This is a genomic window from Stappia sediminis, from assembly GCF_009826895.1.
Lineage (GTDB): Bacteria > Pseudomonadota > Alphaproteobacteria > Rhizobiales > Stappiaceae > Hongsoonwoonella > Hongsoonwoonella sediminis.
Genome location: NZ_WUMV01000004.1, coordinates 44749 through 67067, shown reverse-complemented (window position 1 = coordinate 67067; position 22319 = coordinate 44749). Strand labels below are relative to the sequence as shown.

Annotated in this window: 19 protein-coding genes; 12 read left to right on the top strand and 7 right to left on the bottom strand. The window is 62.9% G+C overall.

The features are described from left to right. Positions 1-239: 239 nt before the first annotated feature. Entirely contained in the window at positions 240-2417 is a 2178-nt protein-coding gene (locus tag GR183_RS12075) for an anthranilate synthase component I (protein ID WP_160775895.1), read from the bottom strand. Between the two features lie 252 nt (positions 2418-2669). Continuing rightward, a complete protein-coding gene (gene rpsU / locus GR183_RS12070; RefSeq protein WP_160775904.1) occupies positions 2670-2894 on the bottom strand; it encodes a 30S ribosomal protein S21 in 225 nt (74 codons plus the stop codon). Between the two features lie 633 nt (positions 2895-3527). On the opposite strand from rpsU, the gene GR183_RS12065 reads away from it, so the two are divergent. Next, positions 3528-4292: a glycerophosphodiester phosphodiesterase family protein gene (locus tag GR183_RS12065; RefSeq protein WP_160775894.1), complete on the top strand. Its 765-nt coding sequence runs from the start codon at positions 3528-3530 to the stop codon at positions 4290-4292. Between the two features lies 1 nt (position 4293). On the opposite strand, the gene GR183_RS12060 is transcribed toward GR183_RS12065, so the two are convergent. After that, positions 4294-5907: a Na/Pi cotransporter family protein gene (locus GR183_RS12060; RefSeq protein WP_160775893.1), complete on the bottom strand. Its 1614-nt coding sequence runs from the start codon at positions 5905-5907 to the stop codon at positions 4294-4296. Between the two features lie 110 nt (positions 5908-6017). On the opposite strand from GR183_RS12060, the gene GR183_RS12055 reads away from it, so the two are divergent. From GR183_RS12055 to GR183_RS12010, 10 genes are all read left to right on the top strand, one after another. Further along, positions 6018-6962 carry an ABC transporter permease gene (locus GR183_RS12055; protein ID WP_160775892.1) on the top strand — a complete coding sequence of 315 codons (945 nt, stop codon included), beginning with the start codon at positions 6018-6020 and terminating at the stop codon, positions 6960-6962. After that, positions 6962-7816, top strand: coding sequence for an ABC transporter permease (locus tag GR183_RS12050; protein WP_208999838.1), 855 nt, complete (start codon positions 6962-6964; stop codon positions 7814-7816). Before GR183_RS12055 ends, GR183_RS12050 begins: the two co-directional genes overlap by 1 nt. Then, positions 7816-9513: an ABC transporter ATP-binding protein gene (locus GR183_RS12045; protein ID WP_160775891.1), complete on the top strand. Its 1698-nt coding sequence runs from the start codon at positions 7816-7818 to the stop codon at positions 9511-9513. Before GR183_RS12050 ends, GR183_RS12045 begins: the two co-directional genes overlap by 1 nt. Next, complete coding sequence (locus GR183_RS12040; protein WP_244313720.1) at positions 9510-10223, top strand: class II aldolase/adducin family protein; 714 nt, start codon at positions 9510-9512, stop codon at positions 10221-10223. The genes GR183_RS12045 and GR183_RS12040 overlap by 4 nt, the downstream gene beginning before the upstream one ends. A gap of 7 nt (positions 10224-10230) precedes the next feature. Further along, complete coding sequence (locus GR183_RS12035; RefSeq protein ID WP_160775890.1) at positions 10231-11127, top strand: ROK family protein; 897 nt, start codon at positions 10231-10233, stop codon at positions 11125-11127. A gap of 97 nt (positions 11128-11224) precedes the next feature. After that, positions 11225-11782, top strand: coding sequence for a hypothetical protein (locus GR183_RS12030; protein ID WP_160775889.1), 558 nt, complete (start codon positions 11225-11227; stop codon positions 11780-11782). A 234-nt stretch (positions 11783-12016) separates the two neighbouring features. After that, complete coding sequence (locus tag GR183_RS12025; protein WP_160775901.1) at positions 12017-12988, top strand: Bug family tripartite tricarboxylate transporter substrate binding protein; 972 nt, start codon at positions 12017-12019, stop codon at positions 12986-12988. Positions 12989-13162: 174 nt separating this feature from the next. Beyond that, the gene (locus GR183_RS12020) at positions 13163-13594 is read left to right on the top strand and encodes a tripartite tricarboxylate transporter TctB family protein (protein ID WP_160775888.1); all 432 of its coding nucleotides are present in this window, start codon (positions 13163-13165) and stop codon (positions 13592-13594) included. A 12-nt stretch (positions 13595-13606) separates the two neighbouring features. Further along, complete coding sequence (locus tag GR183_RS12015; protein WP_160775887.1) at positions 13607-15142, top strand: tripartite tricarboxylate transporter permease; 1536 nt, start codon at positions 13607-13609, stop codon at positions 15140-15142. Between the two features lie 518 nt (positions 15143-15660). Next, positions 15661-16389, top strand: coding sequence for a L,D-transpeptidase (locus GR183_RS12010; RefSeq protein WP_312846824.1), 729 nt, complete (start codon positions 15661-15663; stop codon positions 16387-16389). 21 nt (positions 16390-16410) lie between these two features. Here GR183_RS12010 and GR183_RS12005 read toward each other — a convergent pair whose 3' ends face one another. Both GR183_RS12005 and GR183_RS12000 read right to left on the bottom strand, forming a co-directional pair. After that, entirely contained in the window at positions 16411-17916 is a 1506-nt protein-coding gene (locus GR183_RS12005; RefSeq protein WP_160775886.1) for an ABC transporter substrate-binding protein, read from the bottom strand. A gap of 26 nt (positions 17917-17942) precedes the next feature. Beyond that, positions 17943-19220 (bottom strand): acetylornithine deacetylase/succinyl-diaminopimelate desuccinylase family protein, encoded by a 1278-nt coding sequence (locus GR183_RS12000; protein ID WP_160775885.1) that lies wholly within the window; start codon positions 19218-19220, stop codon positions 17943-17945. A 156-nt stretch (positions 19221-19376) separates the two neighbouring features. Here GR183_RS12000 and GR183_RS11995 point away from each other — a divergent pair, with 156 nt between their 5' ends. Next, entirely contained in the window at positions 19377-20219 is an 843-nt protein-coding gene (locus tag GR183_RS11995) for a DUF6030 family protein (protein ID WP_160775884.1), read from the top strand. 162 nt (positions 20220-20381) lie between these two features. On the opposite strand, the gene GR183_RS11990 is transcribed toward GR183_RS11995, so the two are convergent. Further along, a complete protein-coding gene (locus tag GR183_RS11990) occupies positions 20382-21050 on the bottom strand; it encodes a c-type cytochrome (protein ID WP_160775883.1) in 669 nt (222 codons plus the stop codon). Then, on the bottom strand, positions 21034-22317 hold the full coding sequence (soxC, locus tag GR183_RS11985) for a sulfite dehydrogenase (protein WP_160775882.1): 1284 nt from the start codon (positions 22315-22317) through the stop codon (positions 21034-21036). Before soxC ends, GR183_RS11990 begins: the two co-directional genes overlap by 17 nt. Positions 22318-22319 lie beyond the last annotated feature (2 nt).

The following is a 22319-nucleotide window of genomic DNA, read 5'->3' as shown; positions in this document are numbered from 1 at the left end:
GGGGAACGGGCCACCACCGGGAGGGGGAAGGGGGGAAGAGGAAGTAGCCTTCCCCCCCCCCGGGGGCGTCTCGCCCCAACCTCTCCCGCCAGGGGAGAGGTGTTTTTTTAAATGCGGCCTGATTTTGGATTCGGTCCACCCTCTCCCTTCAAGGGAGAGGGGTTCCGCGTGCGGCAATCGTTCGGGACAAACCAGAAACGTATTTGAATGCAGATAGTTGGGCGAGAACGCTGGGTCGATCAAACCTCTGCCTTCTCCCGCTTTTTCACCAGCTTCGTGATGACGTTGCGGATGATGCGGTGGCCGGCTTCCTGATCGAGCGACATGATCGATTCCGGATGGAACTGGACCGCCGCAATCGGCTCCGATGAATGCTCGAACGCCATGATGACGCCGTCGTCGGTGCGCGAGGTCACGCGGAAATCGCCTGTCAGCGTCGCCGGTTCTGCAAAGAGCGAGTGATAACGCCCGACGACGACAGGCGAGGCGAGACCTTCGAACAGCATGGAATCGCCTTCGAAGCCAATCGACGACGGTTTGCCGTGCATCGGCACGTCGAGCTGGCCGAGCTTCGCGCCGAAGCTTTCCGCCAGCGCCTGTAGCCCGAGGCATACGCCGAAGATCGGCAATGCCCGCGCGCGGGCCCGGCCTATGGTGGCCGCGCAATCGAAATCCTTCGGCGAGCCGGGTCCGGGCGAAAGCACCACGAGATCTGGCTTGACGTCCTCGAACACGCTGTCGGCGACGGGCGTGCGATAAGTGACGACGTCGGCCCCCGTCTGGCGGAAGTAATTGGCGAGCGTGTGGACGAAGCTGTCTTCATGGTCGATCAGAAGGATCTTCAGCCCTTCGCCGGGAAGCGGTTCGGCCTTCGCCTCCTCCGCCTGACGGGCGAGACCGGCCTCGCGCACGGCGGCGCGCATGGCTTCCGCCTTCAGCTCCGTCTCGGCTTCCTCATCCTCCGGAACGCTGTCGAACAGAAGGGTCGCGCCCGCCCGGATCTGGGCGACGCCGTCCTTGATGCGGACCGTGCGAAGGGTGAGGCCGGTGTTCATGTCGCCATTGAAAAGCATCGCGCCGATTGCGCCGCCGTACCAGGCGCGGGAGCTTTTCTCGTTGTCCTCGATGAACTGCATGGCCCAGCGTTTCGGCGCACCGGTGACCGTGACCGCCCAGGCGTGCGACAGGAAAGCGTCAAGCGCGTCCATGCCCTCGCGCAGCGTGCCCTCGATATGGTCCACCGTGTGGATGAGGCGCGAATACATCTCGATCTGCCGGCGCCCGATAACGCGCACCGAGCCCGGCTCGCAGATGCGGCTCTTGTCGTTGCGGTCAACATCGGAGCACATGGTAAGCTCCGCCTCGTCCTTCGCGGAATTCAGCAGCTTCCTGATCTGCGCCTCATCCTCTATCGCGTTTCGCCCGCGCCGGATGGTGCCCGAAATCGGGCAGGTCTCGATACGCCGCCCGCCGGTGACGCGAACGTACATTTCCGGGCTCGCGCCGACGAGATATTCGCCACCCCCAAGGTTGATGAAAAAGCCGTAGGGGCTGGGGTTGATCTCCTGCAGGCGGCGGGAGACGGCGGACGGCGGATTGGGGCAGCGCTCGTAGAAGGTCTGGCCGGGAACTGTTTCGAACAGGTCGCCACGGCGGAAATAATCCATTGCCTTGCGAACGAGACCGGCATATTCGCCAGGTTCGTGGTCGCCGCGGCCCGGATCCTCGTTGGCCGGCTGGTAATGGTGCTTTTCACCCTCGCGCGGCAGCCCTCGCGTCGATTTTCCGTCGACCTCAAAGTCATATTCGATCACATGGGCCTTTCGCCCGTAGTGGTCGACGATGAGGATCTCGTCAGGCAGGTAGAGCACAATGTCGCGCTGATCGTCGGGGCGGGGAAGCTTCTGTTCGATCGGCTCGAACTGGAAGGCGAGATCGTAGCCAAAGGCGCCATAAAGGCCGAGCTGGTCATCGTCGGAATAAAAATGGTCGATCAGCGCGCGAACGGCGGTGAAGGAAGAGGGCTGGCGCGAACGCTCTTCCTCGGCAAAGGGCTTGTCCGGCGTGCGAATCGTCAGGGAAACCGTGTCGCCATCGGCGGAAAAACGCGTGATGTCGGGATGGCTCTCGAAAACGCGTCTGATGGCGGGCAGCAGGACGCGGCCACGCTCGTTGAGCGCGCGGACCGTCACGTCGCGCGCCTTGGCCTCAAGCACCAGCGGCGGGTTGACGATGGCCATGTCCCAGCGGGTGTAGCGGCCGGGATATTCGTAGGACGAGGAGAAGACCGCTCCGCGCTCCGCGTCCAGCCGGTCCATCCAGGCCGACGTTCCCGCATCGTGATCGGCGGGGCGGCTGGAGCGGATGACGGTGACCCCGCCCCTGGTTTCGAATGTCTGCTCGGCCGAAAGCGGCATGTCTCACTCCCTCAAACTCGCCCCTGATGCCCGCATCCGGCCGGTTTCGCATACGAAAAAGCCGCCTGCGGGGTCCCGCGGCGGCCTTTCGAACCTTGACTAGACAAAGATCGCAAGATCATGGCCGCCCGTTTCAGGGACGCCACCACCAGTTACCGATCTTGATCATCGTCTTTTTCATAAGCGCCTGATTACCCCAAGGGGCGAACAAGCGCAACGCCGTTTGCGACGCTTTCAGCCAACAGGCCGCGCTCAGCGGCGGCCGGTCTTGGCGATCAGGCCTTCGCGCTGGGCAAGCTTGCGCGCAACCTTGCGGGCGCGGCGGACAGCTTCACCCTTCTTGCGGGCGCGGATCTCGGACGGCTTTTCATAGGAGCGGCGACGCTTCATCTCGCGATAAAGGCCTTCGCGCTGGAGCTTTTTCTTCAGGACCTTGAGGGCCTGGTCGACATTGTTGTCACGGACGAGAACTTGCAGGACTAGTCTCCTTTCCCGGGTTCGCAGTTTGCGCGGCATGCGCCGCAGGCGGCATATTCGGCGAATCACAGCCCTTTCGCGAAAAAGGCGCGATCCAAAACCGAAGAGTTCGGCTAACGAGCAAGAACAGATGCGATATCGTTCAATCGCTTCTGCCGGCTGGCGACTTGCGCGAAAGGCGTGGTCACGGGAGAAAGTCCGTGAAGGCGAGCAAGGCCAGGCCGAAACCTGTCGTGCCGGGCGGCGGACGCCCGGATCGTTGGGTTTATAAGGTCTTTGGCGGTTCGTTGCAACCTTGGAGGCAGCTGCGGAATGCGGGATGGTGCGGGCAACGGATTCCGACGAATTGTCTCAAGTTGCCAATTCACCCTCACCCTCACCCTCTCCCTTCAAGGGAGAGGGAAATCGCCCCGAACCGCCGACTGGATACAATTCGAAACTTTCAATCAAACAGATAGTGTTGCGCGAAGACAAGGATTGAAACGGATTGGCGCGAGCCAAGACCGGCAACGTGAGGGAGAAGATGCGCGCCTGGACATCGAGCCGGACGCGTATGATTACCAAAGCGGGAATGACAGCTTGGGGTTGGAGAAGTAGGTTGCAGGCGAGAAAATTCCGAAGAGACCCGCCCGCATGCATTTCCGCCACCCATACCTCGCCGACACGAAATTCGCCTGTTTCGCCCACCGCGGCGGTGGGCTGGAGCAGCCGGAAAACAGCCGCAAGGCTTTCGAGGCGGCAAGGGCGCTCGGCTACCGTTTCATCGAGATCGACGTGCAGGCGAGCAGAGACGGGGTGCTTGTCGTCTTCCACGACGACCACCTCGACGATCTGACGGACGGCGAGGGCACCGTCTCCGACCTGCCGATATCGGATTTGCTGCAGGCGAAGATCGGCGGAACCGAGCCGATGATGACGCTGGAAGAGGCGCTCATCGATTTTCCGGAGATGCGGTTCAACATCGACATAAAGACCGACCACGCGCTTCAACCGACGCTCGACCTGATGGAGAAGATGAACTGCCTCGACCGGGTGTGCCTTGCCTCGTTTTCCGACCAACGGCTCGATGCCGTGCGCCGGCATTTCGGCGACGCGGTGTGTTCCGGCGCGGGACCGAGGGACGTGCGCATTCTGAAATTCGGGTCGTGGGGGATTGCGGGCCGCGAAGTCGAAGCGCTCTGCGCGCAGGTGCCGGTGAAATACGGCCCGATCACGCTTCCCACGCGCCGCTTCGTCAAATATTGCAATGCGCGCGGGATCGCCGTGCATGTCTGGACCATCGACGAGGAAGACGAGATGCGCCGGCTGATCCGCGACGGCGTCAACGGCCTTATCACCGACCGGCCAACGCTTCTGAAAAAGATCGCGACGGAAGAAGGCGTGTGGGAGGGGCCGTGACCTAGGGTTCAGGTGAAGGCTCGGGTGCCGCGTTTTCCACAGGCGGAGCGGCAAGCGCCCTGTCGAGATGAACCGTCAACCGGTGCAGGTGATGCGCCATGCGCGACAGCCAGCGCATGGCATCAAGCCGCAGAATGGCTTCATCCGCTTCGACCTTGCGGTGAGCCGCCGAATTGAAGAGCCTTTCGCGAAAAAGGCGATTCTGGCGGACGAAGAGATCGTCCAGATTGGCAAGGCGCGTTTCCAGTTCTTCATCGCTGTCGGACGTTTCCAGAATGCGGGTATAGCCGCACAGAAGGCCGGCAAGGCGGCGAAGCCTGGAATCCTTCCTGAGTGTGCGAATTCGTTCGGTCTGCGTGAGCCGGTTCGTCATGCGCCCGAGATGATCGAGCGCGTGCATGCAATCGATATGACGGCGGTGGGGGGCCTGGATATCGTCGCCGGTTCTTATCTGTTCGATGTAGCCGCGCGTCGTCTGGACCGCATCGTCGATGATGCGAAGGCTCTCCTGATCGGGCGTTGCCATGCGCTTGGGGTCGAGCGTGCGCTCCAGCAGCTCCAGAACCGCGCGGGAGATGTCGCGCGCGGTTGCCGAAGCAGCGTCGACCGCCGCCTGGGGCTCGCTCAAAAGGCGCCTGTCCAGATGCGTGACGAGCGGGGGATGATGGTCCGGCACGAGCCTCTGCACCAGCCGGGCGAAGGGCCTGGCAAGGGGCAGCGCCAGCAACAGGCCAAGACAGTTGAACAGCGTGTGGAAGGCCACAAGGGTGATCTGGCCGTCGCCGATTTCACCCCCCTGAAGCGTGCTGGCGAGCGAGGCGTAAACCGGCAGCAGGAAATAGGCGATGACGCCGGTCACCACGTTGTAGACGATATGGGCGAAGGCGGTCTGGCGCATGGCGGCCGATCCGCCGACAGTGGCAAGGGCTGCGGTGAAGGTCGTGCCGACGTTCATGCCGATGACCATCGCAGCCGCCTGCGGAAGCGAAATCGCCCCGGCGCTGAGCGCCACGAGAGCCGTGGCGACGCCCGCGCTCGACGATTGGGTGATCATGGTGATGACCACACCGAGAAGCACGAGCTCCAGACGGCCCAAAACCGTATCGGGCGGAAAATCCGAGGGCGTGGCCATGCCTTCATAGGCGGACATCGCCTGCTGCATGGTGTCTATGCCGACGAAGAGGAGCCCGAAGCCGGCAAGTGCCCAGCCGGCATGGCACGCTTTGCCGCGGGCGAGGAAACGCATCAGCGCACCGACGAAGACCAGGGGGAGCGCGAGCAGGCCGATCTTCAGCTTGAAGCCGATGAGCGCGACGAGCCAACCGGTGATCGTGGTGCCGATGTTCGCCCCGAAAATGACGCCGAGCGCCTGCGGGAAGGTGAGAAGGCCAGCGCCGACGAAGCCGACGACCGTCACGGTGGTCGCGCTGGAGGACTGCAGGATCGCGGTGGTGACGGCGCCGGTGACCGCACCCGACGCCGGGCTTTTCGTGTAGCGGGCAAGAACGTTGCGCAAGGCGATGCCGGCAAGCCGGCGAAGCCCGTCCGTCATCATCGTCATGCCGACGAGAAAAAGGCCGACGCCGCCGAAAATCGTCAGCACATTCAAGATCATGCGTCAGCCCTTTCGATGGATGACCATCTGAGCGCGAATCCTTGCGGATAGTCGATACGTAATATCGACTATCCGTTGCGGAGCGACGTCGAGGCTTCTACGCTCGCCTCATGCTGGCCTATGTCCTCAAGCGCTCACTCAGCCTGTTCGCCACTCTCGCCGTCGCGACGGCGGTGGTGTTTGTCGTGCTGGAAGTGCTTCCGGGCGACCCCGCCGCGCTCATGCTGGGCGTGGAGGCGCGCGAAGATACGATTGCCGCCCTGCACCGCCAGCTCGGCCTCGACCAGCCAGCCCTGAGCCGGTACTTCACCTGGCTTGCGGGGATGATCACCGGCGATCTTGGCACGAGCTACACCTATTCCGTGCCGGTGTCCGAACTCGTGGGCGAGCGGCTTGCCGTCACATTGCCGCTGGCGCTGATGGCGCTTTTGCTGTCAGTGGTCATAGCCTTTCCCGTTGCCGTAGTCGCCGCGCGCAATCGGGGCAGGGCGGCGGATACGAGCATCATGGCGCTGACGCAGGTGGGAATCGCCGTGCCGAACTTCTGGTTCGCGATCCTGCTCGTCTATGTCTTCGCCGTTGCGTTGCGGCTCGTTCCCTCGGGCGGGTTTCCGGGCTGGAGCGCAGGCGCGGGCGCGGCGTTTCAGGCACTGATCCTGCCGGCGGTGGCGCTCGCCCTGCCGCAGGCATCCATCCTTGCGCGGGTGCTGAGATCCGCGCTCGTCGACACGCTGCACGAAGACTATATCCGCACCGCCCGCGCCAAGGGGCTGACGCGGCACGCCGCGCTTTGGCGGCATGCCGTGCGAAACGCGCTGATACCGGTTCTGACGATCCTGGGCTTGCAGTTTTCCTTCCTCATCGCCGGCACGATCATCATCGAGAACGTCTTCTATCTGCCGGGCATCGGACGCCTCGTCTTCCAGGCGATCACGCAGCGAGATCTGATCGTGGTCAAGAGCGTGGTCGTGCTGCTGGTCGCGTCCGTCGTCATCGTCACCTTCCTCGTCGATATCGCCTATGCGGCGGTCGACCCGCGCTTGAGGAGACGCTGATGGCGGCGATAACGCCCGCAAGCGTCGCCAGGGCGATGCGCGAGAACCGATCCTTCGCGGTGGGCGCGGCGATCACGGCGCTCGTGCTCCTTGCGGCAATCCTGTCGCTCGTCTGGACGCCTTATCCGATCGATCAGCTTTCCGTCGCCGACAAGCTGAAAGGCCCGTCCGCCGACCATCTGCTCGGCACCGACCACTATGGGCGCGACATCCTCTCCATGCTGATGATCGGCGCGCGAACGTCGATCGCGGTTGCGCTCGTCGCGGTCGGCATCGGCATCGTGATCGGCGTGCCGCTGGGTCTTCTGGGCGCGGCGCGCGGGGGATGGATCGACGAGGGCATAATGCGCTTCAACGACCTCGTCTTCGCGTTTCCGGCCCTTCTTTCGGCGGTGATGATTACGGCGATCTTCGGGCCCGGCGCGGTCAATGCGATTGTCGCAATCGGCATTTTCAACATTCCGGTCTTCGCCCGCGTGGCGCGCGGCGGGGCGCTTGCCTACAAGTCGCGCGAATTCGTGATGGCCGCCCAGGTCGCCGGCAAGGGACGGGTGCGGATCATCGCCGAACACATCCTGCCCAATATCGCCAACCTGCTGATCGTGCAGGGGACGATCCAGTTCTCGCTCGGCATCCTTGCCGAAGCGGGGCTTTCCTATGTCGGCCTCGGCGCGCAGCCGCCGGTCGCCACATGGGGGCGGATGCTGAACGAAGCCCAGACGATGATGGCCTTCGCGCCGCAGCTTGCGCTCTATCCGGGCCTCGCCATCGTCGCAACTGTGATGGGGCTGAACCTTCTCGGCGACGGCCTGCGCGACATCCTCGACCCGAAACTGAAACGAAGGGTCGGATAATGCCGCTGATCGCCGTGAACAGGCTCAATCTCGCCATCCATGACAAGCCGATCCTGAAGGGCGTTTCATTCAGGATCTCGCGGGGCGAAACGCTCGGCCTCGTCGGCGAAAGCGGCTCCGGCAAGTCTATGACGGCGCTCGCGATGATGCAGCTTCTGCCGCATGGCGCCGAAGCGAGCGGGGAGATCCGCTTTCGCAAGAAAGACGTTCTCCAGATGCCGGAAAGGGAGCTTTGCCGCATGCGCGGACGGCGCATCGGCATGGTGTTCCAGGAGCCGATGACGGCGCTCAACCCCGTCAAGACCATAGGCGCGCAGATATCCGAAAGCCTGATCTGGCATTTCCGCATTTCCAGGCGTGAGGCGCTAGACCGGGCGGGCGAACTCATGGAGCGCGTCGGCCTTCCCGTTTCGCGCTTTCCGCTGGAACGCTATCCGCACCAGCTTTCCGGCGGGCAGCGCCAGCGCGTTGTGATCGCCATGGCGATTGCCTGCAAGCCGAGGCTCCTGATCGCCGACGAACCGACGACGGCGCTCGACGTCACGATCCAGGCGCAGATCCTGGCGCTCATCAAGGAGATCGTGAAAAAGGACGACATGTCGCTGCTCCTTATCAGCCACGACCTTGCCGTCGTCGCCGACATGGCCGACAGGGTGGCGATCATGAAGGACGGCGAGATCGTGGAGTCCGGGCCGACGGGAAGCCTTTTCGAAAACCTCAGTCACCCCTATTCGCGCTCGCTTTTCGAAGCGTCGAACCACGTGCCGCAAAAACGGGTGAGGCCCGTACTCAGCATCGCGAGGCGGCGAACGGAACCGCTGGTGAAGGTTGAGGGGCTGGTGCGCAACTACGCGCTGCCGCGCCGCTCGCTGTTCAAGAAGCCACCGGTTTTTACCGCCGTCGACCGGGTTTCCTTCAACATATTGCCGGGGCAAAGCCTGGGGCTCGTCGGGGAATCGGGGTGCGGAAAATCGACGCTGGCGCGGGCGATCCTGGGGCTTGAGGAACCCAACGGAGGCAGCATTTCCGTTCTCGGACGCGATCCCTTCTCGGTCAGGGGCAAGGAGCGGGAGGAGGTGCACCGCTCGGTGCAGGTGGTGTTCCAGGACCCCTACGGCAGCTTCAACCCGCGCCACAAGATCGGCCGTGTCGTCGCCGAACCGCTGTTCCTGCTGCGCGGGGAAATCGACGAAGGCGAGAAGCGGCGGCGCGTGGAGCAGGCGCTTTCGAATGTCGGTCTTTCGCCGTTGGACATGGAGAAATATCCGCACGAGTTTTCCGGCGGCCAAAGGCAGCGGATCGCGATCGCGCGCGCGCTGGTGACCGAGCCGAGGCTGATCGTCGCCGACGAACCGGTTTCCGCGCTCGACGTTTCGATCCGCGCGCAGATCCTCGATCTTCTCGCCGATCTCAGGGACAAGCTCGGGCTCGCCTATCTGTTCATTTCGCACGATCTTTCGGTGGTGCGCGCAATCACCGACGAGGTCATGGTAATGAGTGCTGGAAAGATCGTGGAGCACGGGCCGACGGCACTGGTGTTCGACCATCCGCGCCATCCCTATACGAGGCTTCTGGTTTCCGCCGCACCCGACCTGAAAACGGCGATAAAGCGCCGGGCCAAGCGCGAGCGAAAGGCGGGGGTGATGGTAAAGGAAAAGACAGCCACAGGTGCGGGCGAAGAGGCGGGCGAGACATGACGAAACCGATGGGCAATGAGGAACTCGCACTTCGCCGGGAGGTTATTGAGACAGCCCGCGCCCTGCCGCGCGAGGGGCTGACGAAGGGAACTTCGGGCAATGTCAGCGCGAAGTGGCAAGACGGTTTCCTCATAACGCCTTCGGGCGTGCCCTATGACGCGCTCAGCGAAGACATGATCGTTCCGATGGACCTTGAAGGCGGCTACCGGGGCGACTTCCTGCCATCATCGGAGTGGCGCATGCACCTCGACATCTACCGGGCGAACGCGGCCGCAGGCGCGGTCGTCCATTGTCATAGCCCACGCGCGACGGCACTTTCCTGCCTGAGGCGGCCGATCCCCGCGTTCCACTATATGGTTGCGGTGGCCGGTGGCGACGTCATCGAATGCGCGGACTATGCGACCTTCGGGACGGCGGAGCTTTCGCAGAAGATGGTCGCCGCGCTTGGGGAGCGTCGCGCCTGCCTGCTGGCGAACCACGGGCAGATCGCATTCGGACCCTCGCTTGCCAAGGCTTTGTGGCTGGCAGGCGAGGTGGAGGCATTGGCCGACCAGTATATTTCGGCCCTGACAGCCGGCGAGCCGGCGCTCCTGCCGGCCGCTGAAATGGCGAAGGTTCTGAAGAAATTCGCAAGCTACGGCAAACAGGCAAGCGAGCTTGAAGACGGAACTCAGCCGGCGTTCGACATGCCGGTCAATCGAGGAGATTAAAAAGCGAATGCGGTTCGGAATCGACTGGGGCGGCACGAAGATGGAAGTCATCGCGCTGGATGCCGCCGGAAACGAGGCATATCGCAAGCGTGTGCCGACGCCGCGCGACGACTATGAGGGCTGCATCCGCACCGTTGTCGAACTGGTTGCGGCCGCGCAAGCCGAAACGGGCGTTGCAGGGACGGTGGGCCTCGGCATTCCGGGCTCGATCTCTCCTGCCACCGGGCTCGTCAAGAACGCCAATTCCACCTGGATGAACGGGAAGGCGCTCGATCACGATCTGGAGGCGGCGCTCGGGCGTCCGGTCAGGATAGAAAACGACGCCAACTGCCTTGCGGTTTCCGAGGCGACAGACGGGGCGGGCGCAGGCAAGCACATTGTGCACGCTATCATCATCGGCACGGGTTCGGGTTCGGGCATCGCCATCGATGGCAAGGCACATCGCGGTGCGAACGGCATCGGCGGCGAATGGGGCGGCATCGTGCTGCCCTTCCTGCGCGCGGACGAGTTTCCGGGCCCCGAATGCTGGCTCGGCCACCGCAACGCCATTGACATGCTGTGTTCGGGCACGGGCTTCGAATGGGACTACCGCGAAACAACGGGCCGTGACATTCGCGGACGCGAAATCATCGAGCGGATGCGCGCGGGCGAAGCGGAAGCCAAGGCCACTTACGAGCGTTATGTGAGCCGTCTTGCGCGCGCCATGGCGATGGTGGCAAACTTGTTGGATCCGGATGTTTTCGTGCTCGGCGGCGGCATGTCGAACGTCGACGAGCTTTATGCCGATCTGCCGGATGCCATGCGGCCTTTTGTCTTCTCCGACCAGTATGAAGTTCCGATCCATCGCGCGGTACACGGGGATTCTTCTGGCGTGCGCGGCGCGGCATGGCTTTGGAACGATTGACACTGGTGCAATCGGCCGATTGCAAGTCTGGGAAGTTACGAAGGGTAAACGCCAAGAACTGTGCTAAGTTGTTATTTTAGCACAGGAGGCATGCCTCATGAGCCGGGTTCACGTTACCTGCGTCCTTGCGCTCTCGCTGCTGCTGGCGCCTGGATCGACCCTATCGACATCCGCAATGCCCGCCGGAACCGCCTTTGCGGGCGGAATCACGTCTGTTGCGCCTGAAATGCCTGTTACGAAAATCCAATCTCGCCGGGGCGGCGGCCGTGCCTACCGTGGCGGTGGCGGCTACCGCGGCGGTGGGCGCTATTATCGTGGCGGCGGGAGGTCTTACCGTGGCGGCGGGAGGTCTTACCGTGGAGGCGGCGGATACTACCGCGGCGGCGGACGTCACTATGCCGGGCGCGGTTACCATCACGGGGGAAGATGGTACGGCCCGCGCTACCGCTACCGGCGGCCGGGCTTCACATATTTCTACGGTGGATGGTGGTATCCCTATATCTGGTGGGGAGCGCCCGCGCTCGCCTATGCGCCGCGCTACTACGCACAACCCGTCGTTCCGGCCTGCCAATACTGGAGCGACCGCTGCATCGCGAACTGGGGATACGCCAACCCGAACTACTACGGCTGCCTGCGCTATCACCGCTGCTACTGACGGCTTGCGAAAACCGGATCGGGTGACAGCTTCGCGACAGCTTGCGCGGATAAAAAGACGAGACCGGCGGCGGGAGAACGCCGGCCGTGGAGTGATTTCTTGTCGAGCGGACGATCCTGTCCGCGAAGACAAGAGCTTTATGCGGAGCGCAAGCTCCGTCATCATCGTCATGGGCAGGAGAGCTTGCGGGAACACTCCGCACCGCACTGCCCGAGGGAGGAAATCGTGAAGAAAATTCTGTCAGGGTCCGTCGCGACCCTTTTCGCCGCCTTTGCGCTGACCGGCTCGGCTTTTGCCTTCGAGCCGGGCAACACCGAATGCATCGCGCCCGCGAACCCGGGCGGCGGCTGGGACTTCACCTGCCGGCAGGTCGGCAAGACGCTCTACGACATCAAGGTCATCGGGAACCCGATGCAGGTCGTCAACATGGCCGGCGGCGGCGGCGGCGTGGCTTTCGCCGAAGTCGTGAACAAGCGCAATGACGACAACGACCTGATCGTGGCGGCATCCTCTGCCACCGCAACGCGCCTTGCGCAGGGCGCTTATCCCGGCTCCAGCATGGATCAGGTGCGTTGGCTCGGCACCGTCGGCGCCGACTACGGCGTGGTCGCCGTCGCCAAGGATTCGCCGATCAACACGCTTCCCGAGCTGCTCGACCAGATCAAGGCCGATCCTTCGTCCGTACCGGTCGCGGGCGGCTCCGCCGTTGGCGGCTGGGACCACCTCAAGGTGCTGATCGCCGCGCAGACGGCCGGCATCGACGTCAAGAAGGTCAAATACGTTGCCTTCGATGGCGGCGGCGAGGCGGTGACGCAGCTTCTCGGCGGTCACGTGAAGGCCTTCTCCGGCGATATTTCCGAGGCGAAGGGCTTCGTCGACTCAGGCGACATCAAGATCATCGCCGTTCTGGCTCCGGATCGCCTGCCGGGCGATTTCGACCAGTTCCCCACCGCCAAGGAGCAGGGTGTGGACGTGGTCGGCGCCAACTGGCGCGGCTTTTACGCCCCCGGCAAGATGTCGGACGATGCCTATAACTTCTGGTCCGATGCGATCAAGACCGTCTACGATTCCGACGAATGGAAGCAGGTCATGGCTCAGAACGGCCTGATGCCGCTGTCGCTTTCCGGCGAGGAATTCCAGGATTTCGTGGGCGAGCAGATCAACAAGGTCGAGACGCTTTCCAAGGAAATCGGCCTCATCAAGTAAGGCCCGATCCTGAAGCAACGGCCCGTGCGTCTCGCGCGGGCCGTTTTGCAACGCGCAACACGATTTGCTTGCGCGAACGGGTGATTGCACCCGAAACTCATTCTATCGGACAGAAGGAACGCGCCTTGCCGGCCCAGGCGGCTGCAGGGAAAGGGCGCGAGGGGGAGGCACGCCATGAGCGACAGGATCTTCGGGGTCGTCTGTCTGCTGCTAGCCGGATTCTACATATATTCCGCAAGCTCCATCGAACTGGGTTTCATCGAGACGCCGGTCGGCCCGCGCGCCTTTCCCTATATCATCGGTGCGGTCCTGGCCCTTGGCGGCCTCTATCCGATCTTCGTTCCCGACGAGCGGCCGGACTGGCCGGACATGCGCGGCGTCATCGAGATCGTCTTCGCCACCGCCGTGATGATCGCCTATGCGATGGTGCTTGAGGAATTCGGCTTCGTGATCTCAACGGCGATAGCGGCCGCACTTCTCGGCTGGCGCCTCGGCACGCCACCGCTGTGGGCCGCCATTTCCGGCGTGCTGATCTCCGTCGGCATCTATGTGATCTTCCATCTCATTCTCGGTCTGTCGCTGGCGCGCGGACCCTGGGGCTTTTAAGGGGACCGACCGATGGACGCGCTATTTTCGCTCGCCGACGGCTTTACCGTCGCACTTACGCTCCAGAACCTGCTGCTTGCGCTGCTCGGCTGTTTCCTCGGAACGATCATCGGCGCGCTGCCGGGCCTCGGGCCCTCCAACGGCGTGGCGATCCTGATCCCTCTCGCCTTTACGCTCGGCCTGCCGGCGACGCCGGCGCTGATCCTGCTGACAAGCGTCTATTACGGCGCGATGTACGGCGGCCGCATCTCGTCGATCCTGCTCAATATCCCGGGTGACGAGCCGGCGCTCATGACGACGCTCGACGGATATCCGATGGCGAAAAAGGGCCAGGCAGGCGAGGCGCTGGCGCTTTCGGGCATCGCGTCCTTCGTGGGCGCGTTCTTCGCCACCTGGGGGCTCGTATTCCTGGCGCCGCTTCTCGTGAGTGTGGCGCTTCTTTTCGGCCCGGCGGAATATTTCGCGCTCTTCACGCTCGCCTTCTGCACGCTCGGCGGCATCGCTTCGCGCAACCAGGCCAAGGCCGCGATCGCCGCGGCGCTCGGCATCGGGATTTCGACGATCGGCGTCGACCCCATGGCGGGCGTGCCGCGTTTCACCTTCAACGAGGTGCATCTTTACGACGGCATCGACTTCCTGATCGCGATTGTCGGTCTTTTCGCGATTTCCGAAGTGTTCCTGTTCCTGGAACATCGCGGCCAGGGCGAAGCGTCGAACGCGGACATGAAGCTTGGACGCGTGACGGCCCCGATGTCCATGGTGAAAGCCTGCGCGGGCGCGATGAGCCGCTCGACGGTGCTGGGCTTCCTCGCCGGCGTTCTGCCGGGCGCGGGCGCCTCGCTCGGATCCTTCATCTCCTACTCTATCGAAAAGCGGGTCTCCGACCGCAACAACACCTTCGGCACCGGCGACCCGCGCGGCGTGGCGGCTCCCGAAGCCGGCAACAACGCGGCCGCCGGCGGCGCGCTGGTGCCGATGCTGGCGCTGGGCGTTCCAGGCTCCGGCACGACCGCCGTGCTGCTTGCCATGCTGCTTGCGCTCAACATCACGCCCGGCCCGCTTCTTTTCCAGCAGAACCCTGACGTGGTCTGGGGCCTGATCGCGGCGCTCTTCATCGGTAACATCATGCTGCTATTGATGAATATCCCGCTCGTCAGCCTGTTCGTTCGCGTGCTCCTCATTCCGCCGCGATATCTGATGCCGGCGGTCGCCATGATCTCCTTCGTCGGGATCTACGGGATCTCGGGTTCGACGTTCGACCTGGTCGTTCTCGTCGGCTTCGGCGTTGCGGGCTACATCCTTCGCAAGCTCGACGTGCCGCTGGTGCCGGTGATCCTGGGGACGCTGCTTGGCGGCGAAATGGAGAAGAGCCTGCGCCGGGCCGTGCAGATCTCCGACGGCGACTGGTCGGTGCTGGTCGGATCGCCCCTTGCGATCGGGCTTTGGGCGTTCGCCATTCTCGGCTTCATCGCGCCGCTGATCGTCGGGCGCTACTTCAGGCCGAAGATCGCCGACAGCACGGCTGCAGAAGGCGCCGATCCGGATTAAGGACGTGACGCGGCATGCCGTCGACAAAACGGCATAAATACCTGCATACTCTGGTCACCCGAAGCTGAAGTTCGTCTCAGTTCCCGGCATGCTCTGAACGAACTTCAGCTTCAAAAGGGTGACTAGGGTCTGGACCTATAAAATTGATGCAAATGGCACCGGAAACGGCAAAGAGATGCAAGGAGAAGGGCGCGGAGCGGGTTGGCCACCCGTTCAAGCCCTTCGACGCGGCAGGTCAAAGCCGTTTCGGTGTCTGGAAGATATGGCCGATTTGTCCGGCTACGTTGTCGCAAGATCTGGAAAACCGGACGGTTTCCTGAGCTCTTGCTCCTCGTATCCAACCAAATCGGCTCATACCATTTCCGTCAATTTTATAGGTCCAGACCCTAGCAAATATATGTTTCCAGTGTGGTTTTCGAATTTGAAATACGCTCCGGAGACGGCTGCAGAAATGTGGCGTATTTCAAATTCACCACACTGGGTTAGTTTCTGTGAACTGACCGCGAGGTTGCCGCGCCGTGTCCAGTACTTCGTATAAATCCGGTTCCGAGAAAAAGCGCACCGGCGCGCTCACAAGGCGCGGTTTCGTGATCGGCCTGCCCTTCGCTCTCGCCGCCTGCCAGTCGCAGCGGCCGTCCACGTCGATCGCCAGTCTCGCGCCGCCGCAGTTTTTCGGCGGTGGCGGCGACGTCACATACGGCGGGTTCAACTATGCCTCTGCCTATGCGCCGATAAACGACAACGGTTTTCTGCTGCCGGCGATCCAGTACCAGAATTTCGACCCGGTATACCTTCGGCAATACGTGAGCTATCCCACGCAATACGAGCCCGGCACGATCGTGGTCGATCCGAGGTCGAAGTTTCTCTACCTCATCGAACCGGGCGGACAAGCGATCCGCTATGGTATCGGTGTGGGGCGCGAAGGTTTCGCATGGTCGGGCGAAGCGCGCGTCGGCTACAAGCGGGTGTGGCCAAAGTGGTTCCCGCCCGACGAGATGATCGCGCGCCAGCCGGAGCTTGCCAAATACGACGACGGCATGGACGGCAGCCCCGCCAACCCGATCGGAGCGCGCGGCCTTTACCTCTGGCAAGGCAACAAGGATACGCTTTACCGCATCCACGGCACGAACCAGCCCGAAAGCATAGGCACCAACGCCTCAAGCGGGTGTATACGCCTCTGGCAGCAGGATATCATCGACCTTTACGACCGCGTGCCGCTGGATGCCAAGGTCGTCGTGCTTGCCTGACGCGTAGCCCGGTTTCGGCGGCTATTCTTCCCAGTAGACTTCGGTCAGGTCGTTCGCCTGCACGGGCGCGTTTTCCCAAAGCCCCTTGAGCTTGGAGTTCCACACACCCGTCTTGGCAAGCTGGAAGAGGAAGCCGTTGACCGCATCGTCGGCAATCATCTTCTGCGCCTGTCGCATGAGCTCGTAACGCTTGACCGTATCGGTGGTGGCGTTGAGCTCACCGATGAGAGCGTCGAACTCCGGGTTGTCGTAGTTGAAGTAATAGCCGTCGCGCGCGTAGATATCGATATCGAGCGCTTCGGTGTGCGAGACGATCGTCAGGTCGTAATCCTTGCCCCTAAACACCTGCTCCAGCCACTGCGCCCATTCGAGCGGGATGATCTCAAGCTCTATGCCGACCTTCTTGAGATCGGAGACCAGGATTTCGCCGCCACGGCGGGCGTAGGAAGGCGGCGGCAGCTTCAGCGTCGCCTTGAATCCGTTTGGATATCCGGCCTCGGCAAGCAATTCCTTCGCGCGCTGCGGATCGTGTGGAGACAGACCCGTCAAATCGACATAGGCGGGGTGGTGAGGAGCGAAATGCGAACCGATCGGCGTGCCGAAGCCGAACATCGCGCCATCGATGATCGCCCGCCGGTCTATCGCGTAGGCAATGGCACGGCGCACGCGAAGATCGTCGAACGGCTTTCTGGCGTTGTTGGTGGCGAGGATGGTTTCGCCTTCGGTCGATCCGATGACCACGCTGAAACGCGGATCGGCCTCGAACTGGGGCAGGTTTTCAGGTGCGGGGTAGATCGGGAAACCGTCGACATCGCCGGCCATGAGGGCTGCGAGAGCGGCGGCGGCATCGCCAATGATCTTGATCGTGGCTTTCTGAAGCCTGGCAGGCTCGCCCCAGTATTCCGGGTTTTTGACCAGATCGATGCTGTCTCCCTTGGCCCAGCGGGAGAACCTGAACGGGCCCGTGCCGACCGGCTGCGACTTGTTGGTTTCAGCGGTTTCCGGCGCGACGATGACCGCATCGCCGGTGCCGAGCGTGAAGAGAAAATCGCCGGCAGGGCGCTTCAGCGTGATGCGCACGGTCAACGGGTCGACCGCCTCGACGTTTTCGATCACCTCGAACTTCGCCTTCTGCGCATTCACGGAATCCTCGCCGCGCGCGCGGTCGAGCGAGAAGACGACATCCTGCGCGTCAAAATCCGTGCCGTCGTGAAACTTCACGCCCTTATGCAGCTTGAATGTGTAGACCTTTCCGTCGTCCGAGATTTCCCAGCTTTCGGCAAGCGCCGGTTTGACCGTGCCGTCGCGGTCCACCTGGGTCAGGCCCTCGAAAAGGTTGATGAAGACGACCTCGTCGATCGCCGCAGCGGCACCTGCCGTGGGATCGAGATGCGGCGGCTCCAGGCGAACGCCGAGGACGACATCGGCGCGCGCGGCCTCAGCCGAAGATGCGCCGGCCAGGATGCCGCCGCCAATCGCTACGGCGGCCAGAATGGCTTTCAAGCTCCGGGTTAGTGTCGTCGCCATTTTATCGATCCCTCGTATTATTCGGCTTATGGGGTCTGGTGAGGAGACAGGAGCGCCAGCGTGGCGCGCGCCATGACCTTGGCGCTGTCGAGCATATCGTCGATGCCGACGAATTCGTCCGGGCGGTGGGCTATGTCCAGGATGCCCGGGCCATAGGCGATACAATCATGCAGATGGCCGATGCGGGCGATATGCTTCTGATCGTAAGTGCCTGGCGAGATAACATAATCCGGCTCGCGCGAAAGCACGTCCTCGATGCCCGCCGCTACCGCCCGGACAACCGGCGCTTCGCGATCCGTCATCGTGGGAAGCACTTCCAGAAGATCGCGGATCGAGTAGCTGAATCGCCCGCGCTCCGCCTTCAGGCTCTCCAGGATCGCGGTCACCTCGGCCTTCACCTCGTCAAGCTCTTCCTCGATCAGGAAGCGGCGGTCGATCACCATCCGGCAACTGTCGGGAACGCAAGGGGAGGGCAGTCCGTCGAAACCTTCGGGCTGGCCGCCGTGGATGGAGTTTATATTGAGGGTGGAGGAGCGCGCGCCTGCCGGCACGACCGGCATGTCTGTATGCTTCGCCGCAAGACGGGGGAAGAGCTCGCGCTCGAAGCGGTCCATCACCGCGCCCATATGGCGGACCGCGCAATCGCCGAGGAAGGGCATCGACCCGTGGGCGATGGAGCCATGCGTCTCGATCTCCGCCCACCAGACGCCGCGATGACCGAGGCAGATGCGCTCCTTGTTCAGCGGTTCGGGAATGATCACATGGTCGACGCGCGGCCTTGAGAAATATCCCTTCCCCGCCAGATATCCGACACCGCCGAGACCGCCGGATTCCTCATCCACCGTGCCGGAGATTTCGATCGCGCCAGGATAGTCGGGCTTCAGTTCCAGCAACGCCTCGACGGCGATGATGGAGGCGGCCAGGCCGCCCTTCATATCGCAGGCGCCGCGCCCGAATACCTTGCCGTCGCGCACGATGCCGGCGAACGGATCGACCGTCCAGCCATGGCCGGTTTCGACCACATCGATATGCGAATTGAAGTGAATGCATGGACCTGGACGACCACCCTCGCGCCGGGCAACGACATTCATGCGCGGGTAACGGGCGCTGTCGCCTGGCGTGTCCTCGCCCCGGATGAAGCTGACTTCGAAGCCGCGCCGCTTGAGCCGTGCGCCGATAAACTCCGCGCAGGGCTGGTAGGCATCACCCGGGGGGTTGATCGTGGGAAAGCGGATGAGATCCTGCGTCAACGCAACGATCTCCTCACGCTTGTCCTCTATGCGCTTGTCCAGCGCCTCGAGCATGCGCCCTCCAGAACCGCACGGCCTTGATTTGATTGTTCTAACGCAATGGTGCACCGATTTGGCCGCCAATGCCAACGCCATTCGTGAATGGCGAGGAAGAAGAATGTGCGCTTTTAAAGGGTTTAAGTAAGGCGCTACGTCAGCTACGACGAGATCATGAGAAGCGATGAGACTTCCGACGAAACGGCGAATCCTGCGAAAATCGCAAAGGCCGTGAATCGGGTGCGACTGACGGCTGTTGCCGCTGCACTCGTCGCCGCCGTCGCCGGGACTGCCAGCATAGGCTGGTGGTTTTTGCGCGAAGACGGCGCAGTGGAGCCGCAGACGAGCGCGCTTGAGGAGGATCGCGCGCCCCAGGCCGCCGATCCGCTGGGGGGACTGCCCGAAGATACACGAAGCCGGCTGACGGATCCGGTGCCCGACAGGCCGGATTTGTTCAAGCTCGTCTACGGCGGACACCCGCGCGACCTTTGTTCCGCGTTCAACCGGGTCGGCGTGCCGATGTCGGCCTGGACGCCGGATCCGCTCAAGGAGGGCGGCTGGCAGTGTTCCAGCGATCTGATCGCAGTTGGCGAGGAAAATGGCGAGGCAAAGCAAAGCACGATCTTCGTGAACCTGCGCGGCGGGGCCGAAGATCGCCTCGATTTTCTCAGGATCAAGATGAACGGGGACAACCCGGACACCCTTGGCGAGATCAAGGCCGCCACACGGGATGTGCTGGATCAGGTGGCGGGACGATACGGATGGGAATGGCCGCAATCGCTCTACGATGCGATTTCCAGGGCGGGGTCGGCTGAAATGAGCATCCGCGGCGCCGAGATAAAGGTGCGCCGCGAGCGTTCCGATCTCGTCAACGACGGCACGGATGTCGTCCGGCTGAACGTGGTGATCGATTTCCCGGACGGCGCCGGCTCCGCGAGGGGGGACGACTTTTCGCCCTTTGAATGGGAAAAGGGCGGGGAATGGGAAAAGTGCGGGCGCGAGACGCCGAAGGAATAACTTTGCTGCGGGTCGACCGCGGAATACCGGCATTCAGACCGAAAAAAAGCCCGGCAGGCTGACCGTCTGCCGGGCAAGTTCGCTCGCATTTCGATTCAGGATCTGGATGGGCTGGTCAGGGAGGACATCGAGCGCCCATAGGTTCGAAAGCTGATCAGGGCCTCAATCGATGCTGCCTGCGCCACTTTCGTCGTCTTCGGTATCCGGCGTCACGTCCAGCACGCGCGCGCGCATGGTGATCTCCACCTTCTCCTTGCAGCCGGACATGCAAGGCTCGCCATCCTTCAACGTTGCCGTGTCAGGCCGTGGGTCCTCGAAGAAGTTCTCTTCGTTCGGCAAATGGATGTCCGTGAAGTTTTCCTTCGACAGTTCGAATTCGTCATCGGTGACGACGTCGTTCATGTAGAGAAGGTAAGCGGTGATCGCGTAAACCTCGTCAGGCGTGAGCGACTGCGCCTCGCCGAAGGGCATGGCACGGTTGATATAATCGTAAACGGTCGAAAGATAAGGCCAGTAGGAGCCGATCGTCTTCACGGGACGGTCGCTGGAAAGCGTGTCCTGACCGCCCGCGAGCACCGGCCAGCGATCCACGCCCTCGCCGAAGTCGCCATGGCAGACGGCGCAGCGCTCGGCGAAGATCTCCTCGCCGTCGGCAACCGTGCCGCTGCCATCCGGCAGGCCCGTGCCGTCCGGGCGAACGTCGATATCCCATGCGGCGACTTCATCCTTCGTCGCTTCACGGCCAATACCGAACTTTTCGCCGGCCTGGGCCGTGGTCACGCCGATCGCCGCTGCGGCCAGAAGGGAGGTGAGCTTAAGAGACTTCGACATTTTCGACCTCCCCGCCGGACTTCACGTGCCAGGTCTGGATACCGTTGTTGTGGTAGATGGAGTTCGTGCCGCGCACCGCGCGAAGGGCATCCTTCGTCGGCTGGACAATGCCTTCGGAATCAATTGCGCGGGACTGAAGCAGCAGAGGCGAGCCGTCCCAGTCGAACTCGTAGTAGAACCGGTGCGCGGATTTATCGAAGCTCGGTCCGTCGATGCGGGCAGGGCGCCAGTTGCGCCCGCCGTCGAGCGATACGTCGACGCGGGTAATCGACCCGCGTCCCGACCAGGCGAGACCGGTGAGCACGGTGAACCCCTTGTCATGCAGGATCGGCGCTTGCGGCGAAGGGTTGGTGATCACCGACTTCACATCCATTTCCCAGGTGAAGCGGCGTGCCTTTCCGTTCGCCATGAGGTCGGTGTATTTCGACGTTTCCTCGCGGTGGTGCCAGGGCTCGTCGCCGACCTCGATCCGGCGCAGCCACTTGACCCACATGTTGCCTTCCCAGCCGGGAACAGCCAGACGGATTGGATACCCCTGCTCGGGACGAAGCGCCTCGCCGTTCATCTTGAAGGCGACGAGACAGTCATCGAGGGCCTTTTGAAGCGGGACCGAGCGCGTCATGCCGGCGGCATCCGCCCCTTCCGGCAGGAGCCACTTCGCATTGGTCTTGAGACCGGCCTCCTCCAGCAGGTATTTCAGCGGCACGCCCGTGTACATGACGTTGTGAATCATGCCGTGGGTGAACTGACAGCCGTTGAGCTGCGCGCCGCGCCACTCCATGCCGGAATTGGCTGCGCATTCGAGGAAATAGACCCGGTTTTCGCGCGGAAAGCGCATCAGATCCTGCATGGTGAAGACGAGTTCGCGATCCACCAGCCCGTTGATCATAAGGCGATGTTCGGCCGGGTCGACCTCGGCGATGCCCGCGTGGTGACGCTCGAAGCAAAGTCCGTTCGGCGTGATGATGCCGTCAAGCTGATGAAGCGGCGTGAAATTCACCGAAGACACCGGATCGGCGGTAAGCCACGCGACATTGCGGCGCACGACATCCGCCTCGAATTCGGAAGGGTGACCATATGGCCGTGCATCCACCCCGTCGCCCAGATATTGGTTCCAGTCCTTCTTCTCCAGGATCGCCGGATCGCCCTCTGCCGCGGCAGCACGCGCGGCAAGAGGGGCGGCGGCAAGAGCGCCGCCTATGGCGATGCCGGATTTCAGGAAGCCGCGGCGGGAGGGCGCGCGCAGCGTCTCGTCATTCTTCGTCATGG

What these genes read in the sequence shown, in the direction of transcription:
- GR183_RS12075 (WP_160775895.1), bottom strand. Translation starts at nt 2,417, where the DNA reads ATGCCGCTTTCGGCCGAGCAGACATTCGAAACCAGGGGCGGGGTCACC.
- GR183_RS12030 (WP_160775889.1), top strand. Translation starts at nt 11,225, where the DNA reads ATGAGCCGGGTTCACGTTACCTGCGTCCTTGCGCTCTCGCTGCTGCTG.
- GR183_RS12060 (WP_160775893.1), bottom strand. Translation starts at nt 5,907, where the DNA reads ATGATCTTGAATGTGCTGACGATTTTCGGCGGCGTCGGCCTTTTTCTC.
- soxC (WP_160775882.1), bottom strand. Translation starts at nt 22,317, where the DNA reads ATGACGAAGAATGACGAGACGCTGCGCGCGCCCTCCCGCCGCGGCTTC.
- GR183_RS12035 (WP_160775890.1), top strand. Translation starts at nt 10,231, where the DNA reads ATGCGGTTCGGAATCGACTGGGGCGGCACGAAGATGGAAGTCATCGCG.
- GR183_RS12065 (WP_160775894.1), top strand. Translation starts at nt 3,528, where the DNA reads ATGCATTTCCGCCACCCATACCTCGCCGACACGAAATTCGCCTGTTTC.
- GR183_RS12015 (WP_160775887.1), top strand. Translation starts at nt 13,607, where the DNA reads ATGGACGCGCTATTTTCGCTCGCCGACGGCTTTACCGTCGCACTTACG.
- GR183_RS12000 (WP_160775885.1), bottom strand. Translation starts at nt 19,220, where the DNA reads ATGCTCGAGGCGCTGGACAAGCGCATAGAGGACAAGCGTGAGGAGATC.
- GR183_RS11990 (WP_160775883.1), bottom strand. Translation starts at nt 21,050, where the DNA reads ATGTCGAAGTCTCTTAAGCTCACCTCCCTTCTGGCCGCAGCGGCGATC.
- GR183_RS12005 (WP_160775886.1), bottom strand. Translation starts at nt 17,916, where the DNA reads ATGGCGACGACACTAACCCGGAGCTTGAAAGCCATTCTGGCCGCCGTA.
- GR183_RS12020 (WP_160775888.1), top strand. Translation starts at nt 13,163, where the DNA reads ATGAGCGACAGGATCTTCGGGGTCGTCTGTCTGCTGCTAGCCGGATTC.
- GR183_RS12050 (WP_208999838.1), top strand. Translation starts at nt 6,962, where the DNA reads ATGGCGGCGATAACGCCCGCAAGCGTCGCCAGGGCGATGCGCGAGAAC.
- GR183_RS12045 (WP_160775891.1), top strand. Translation starts at nt 7,816, where the DNA reads ATGCCGCTGATCGCCGTGAACAGGCTCAATCTCGCCATCCATGACAAG.
- GR183_RS12055 (WP_160775892.1), top strand. Translation starts at nt 6,018, where the DNA reads ATGCTGGCCTATGTCCTCAAGCGCTCACTCAGCCTGTTCGCCACTCTC.
- GR183_RS12040 (WP_244313720.1), top strand. Translation starts at nt 9,510, where the DNA reads ATGACGAAACCGATGGGCAATGAGGAACTCGCACTTCGCCGGGAGGTT.
- GR183_RS11995 (WP_160775884.1), top strand. Translation starts at nt 19,377, where the DNA reads ATGAGAAGCGATGAGACTTCCGACGAAACGGCGAATCCTGCGAAAATC.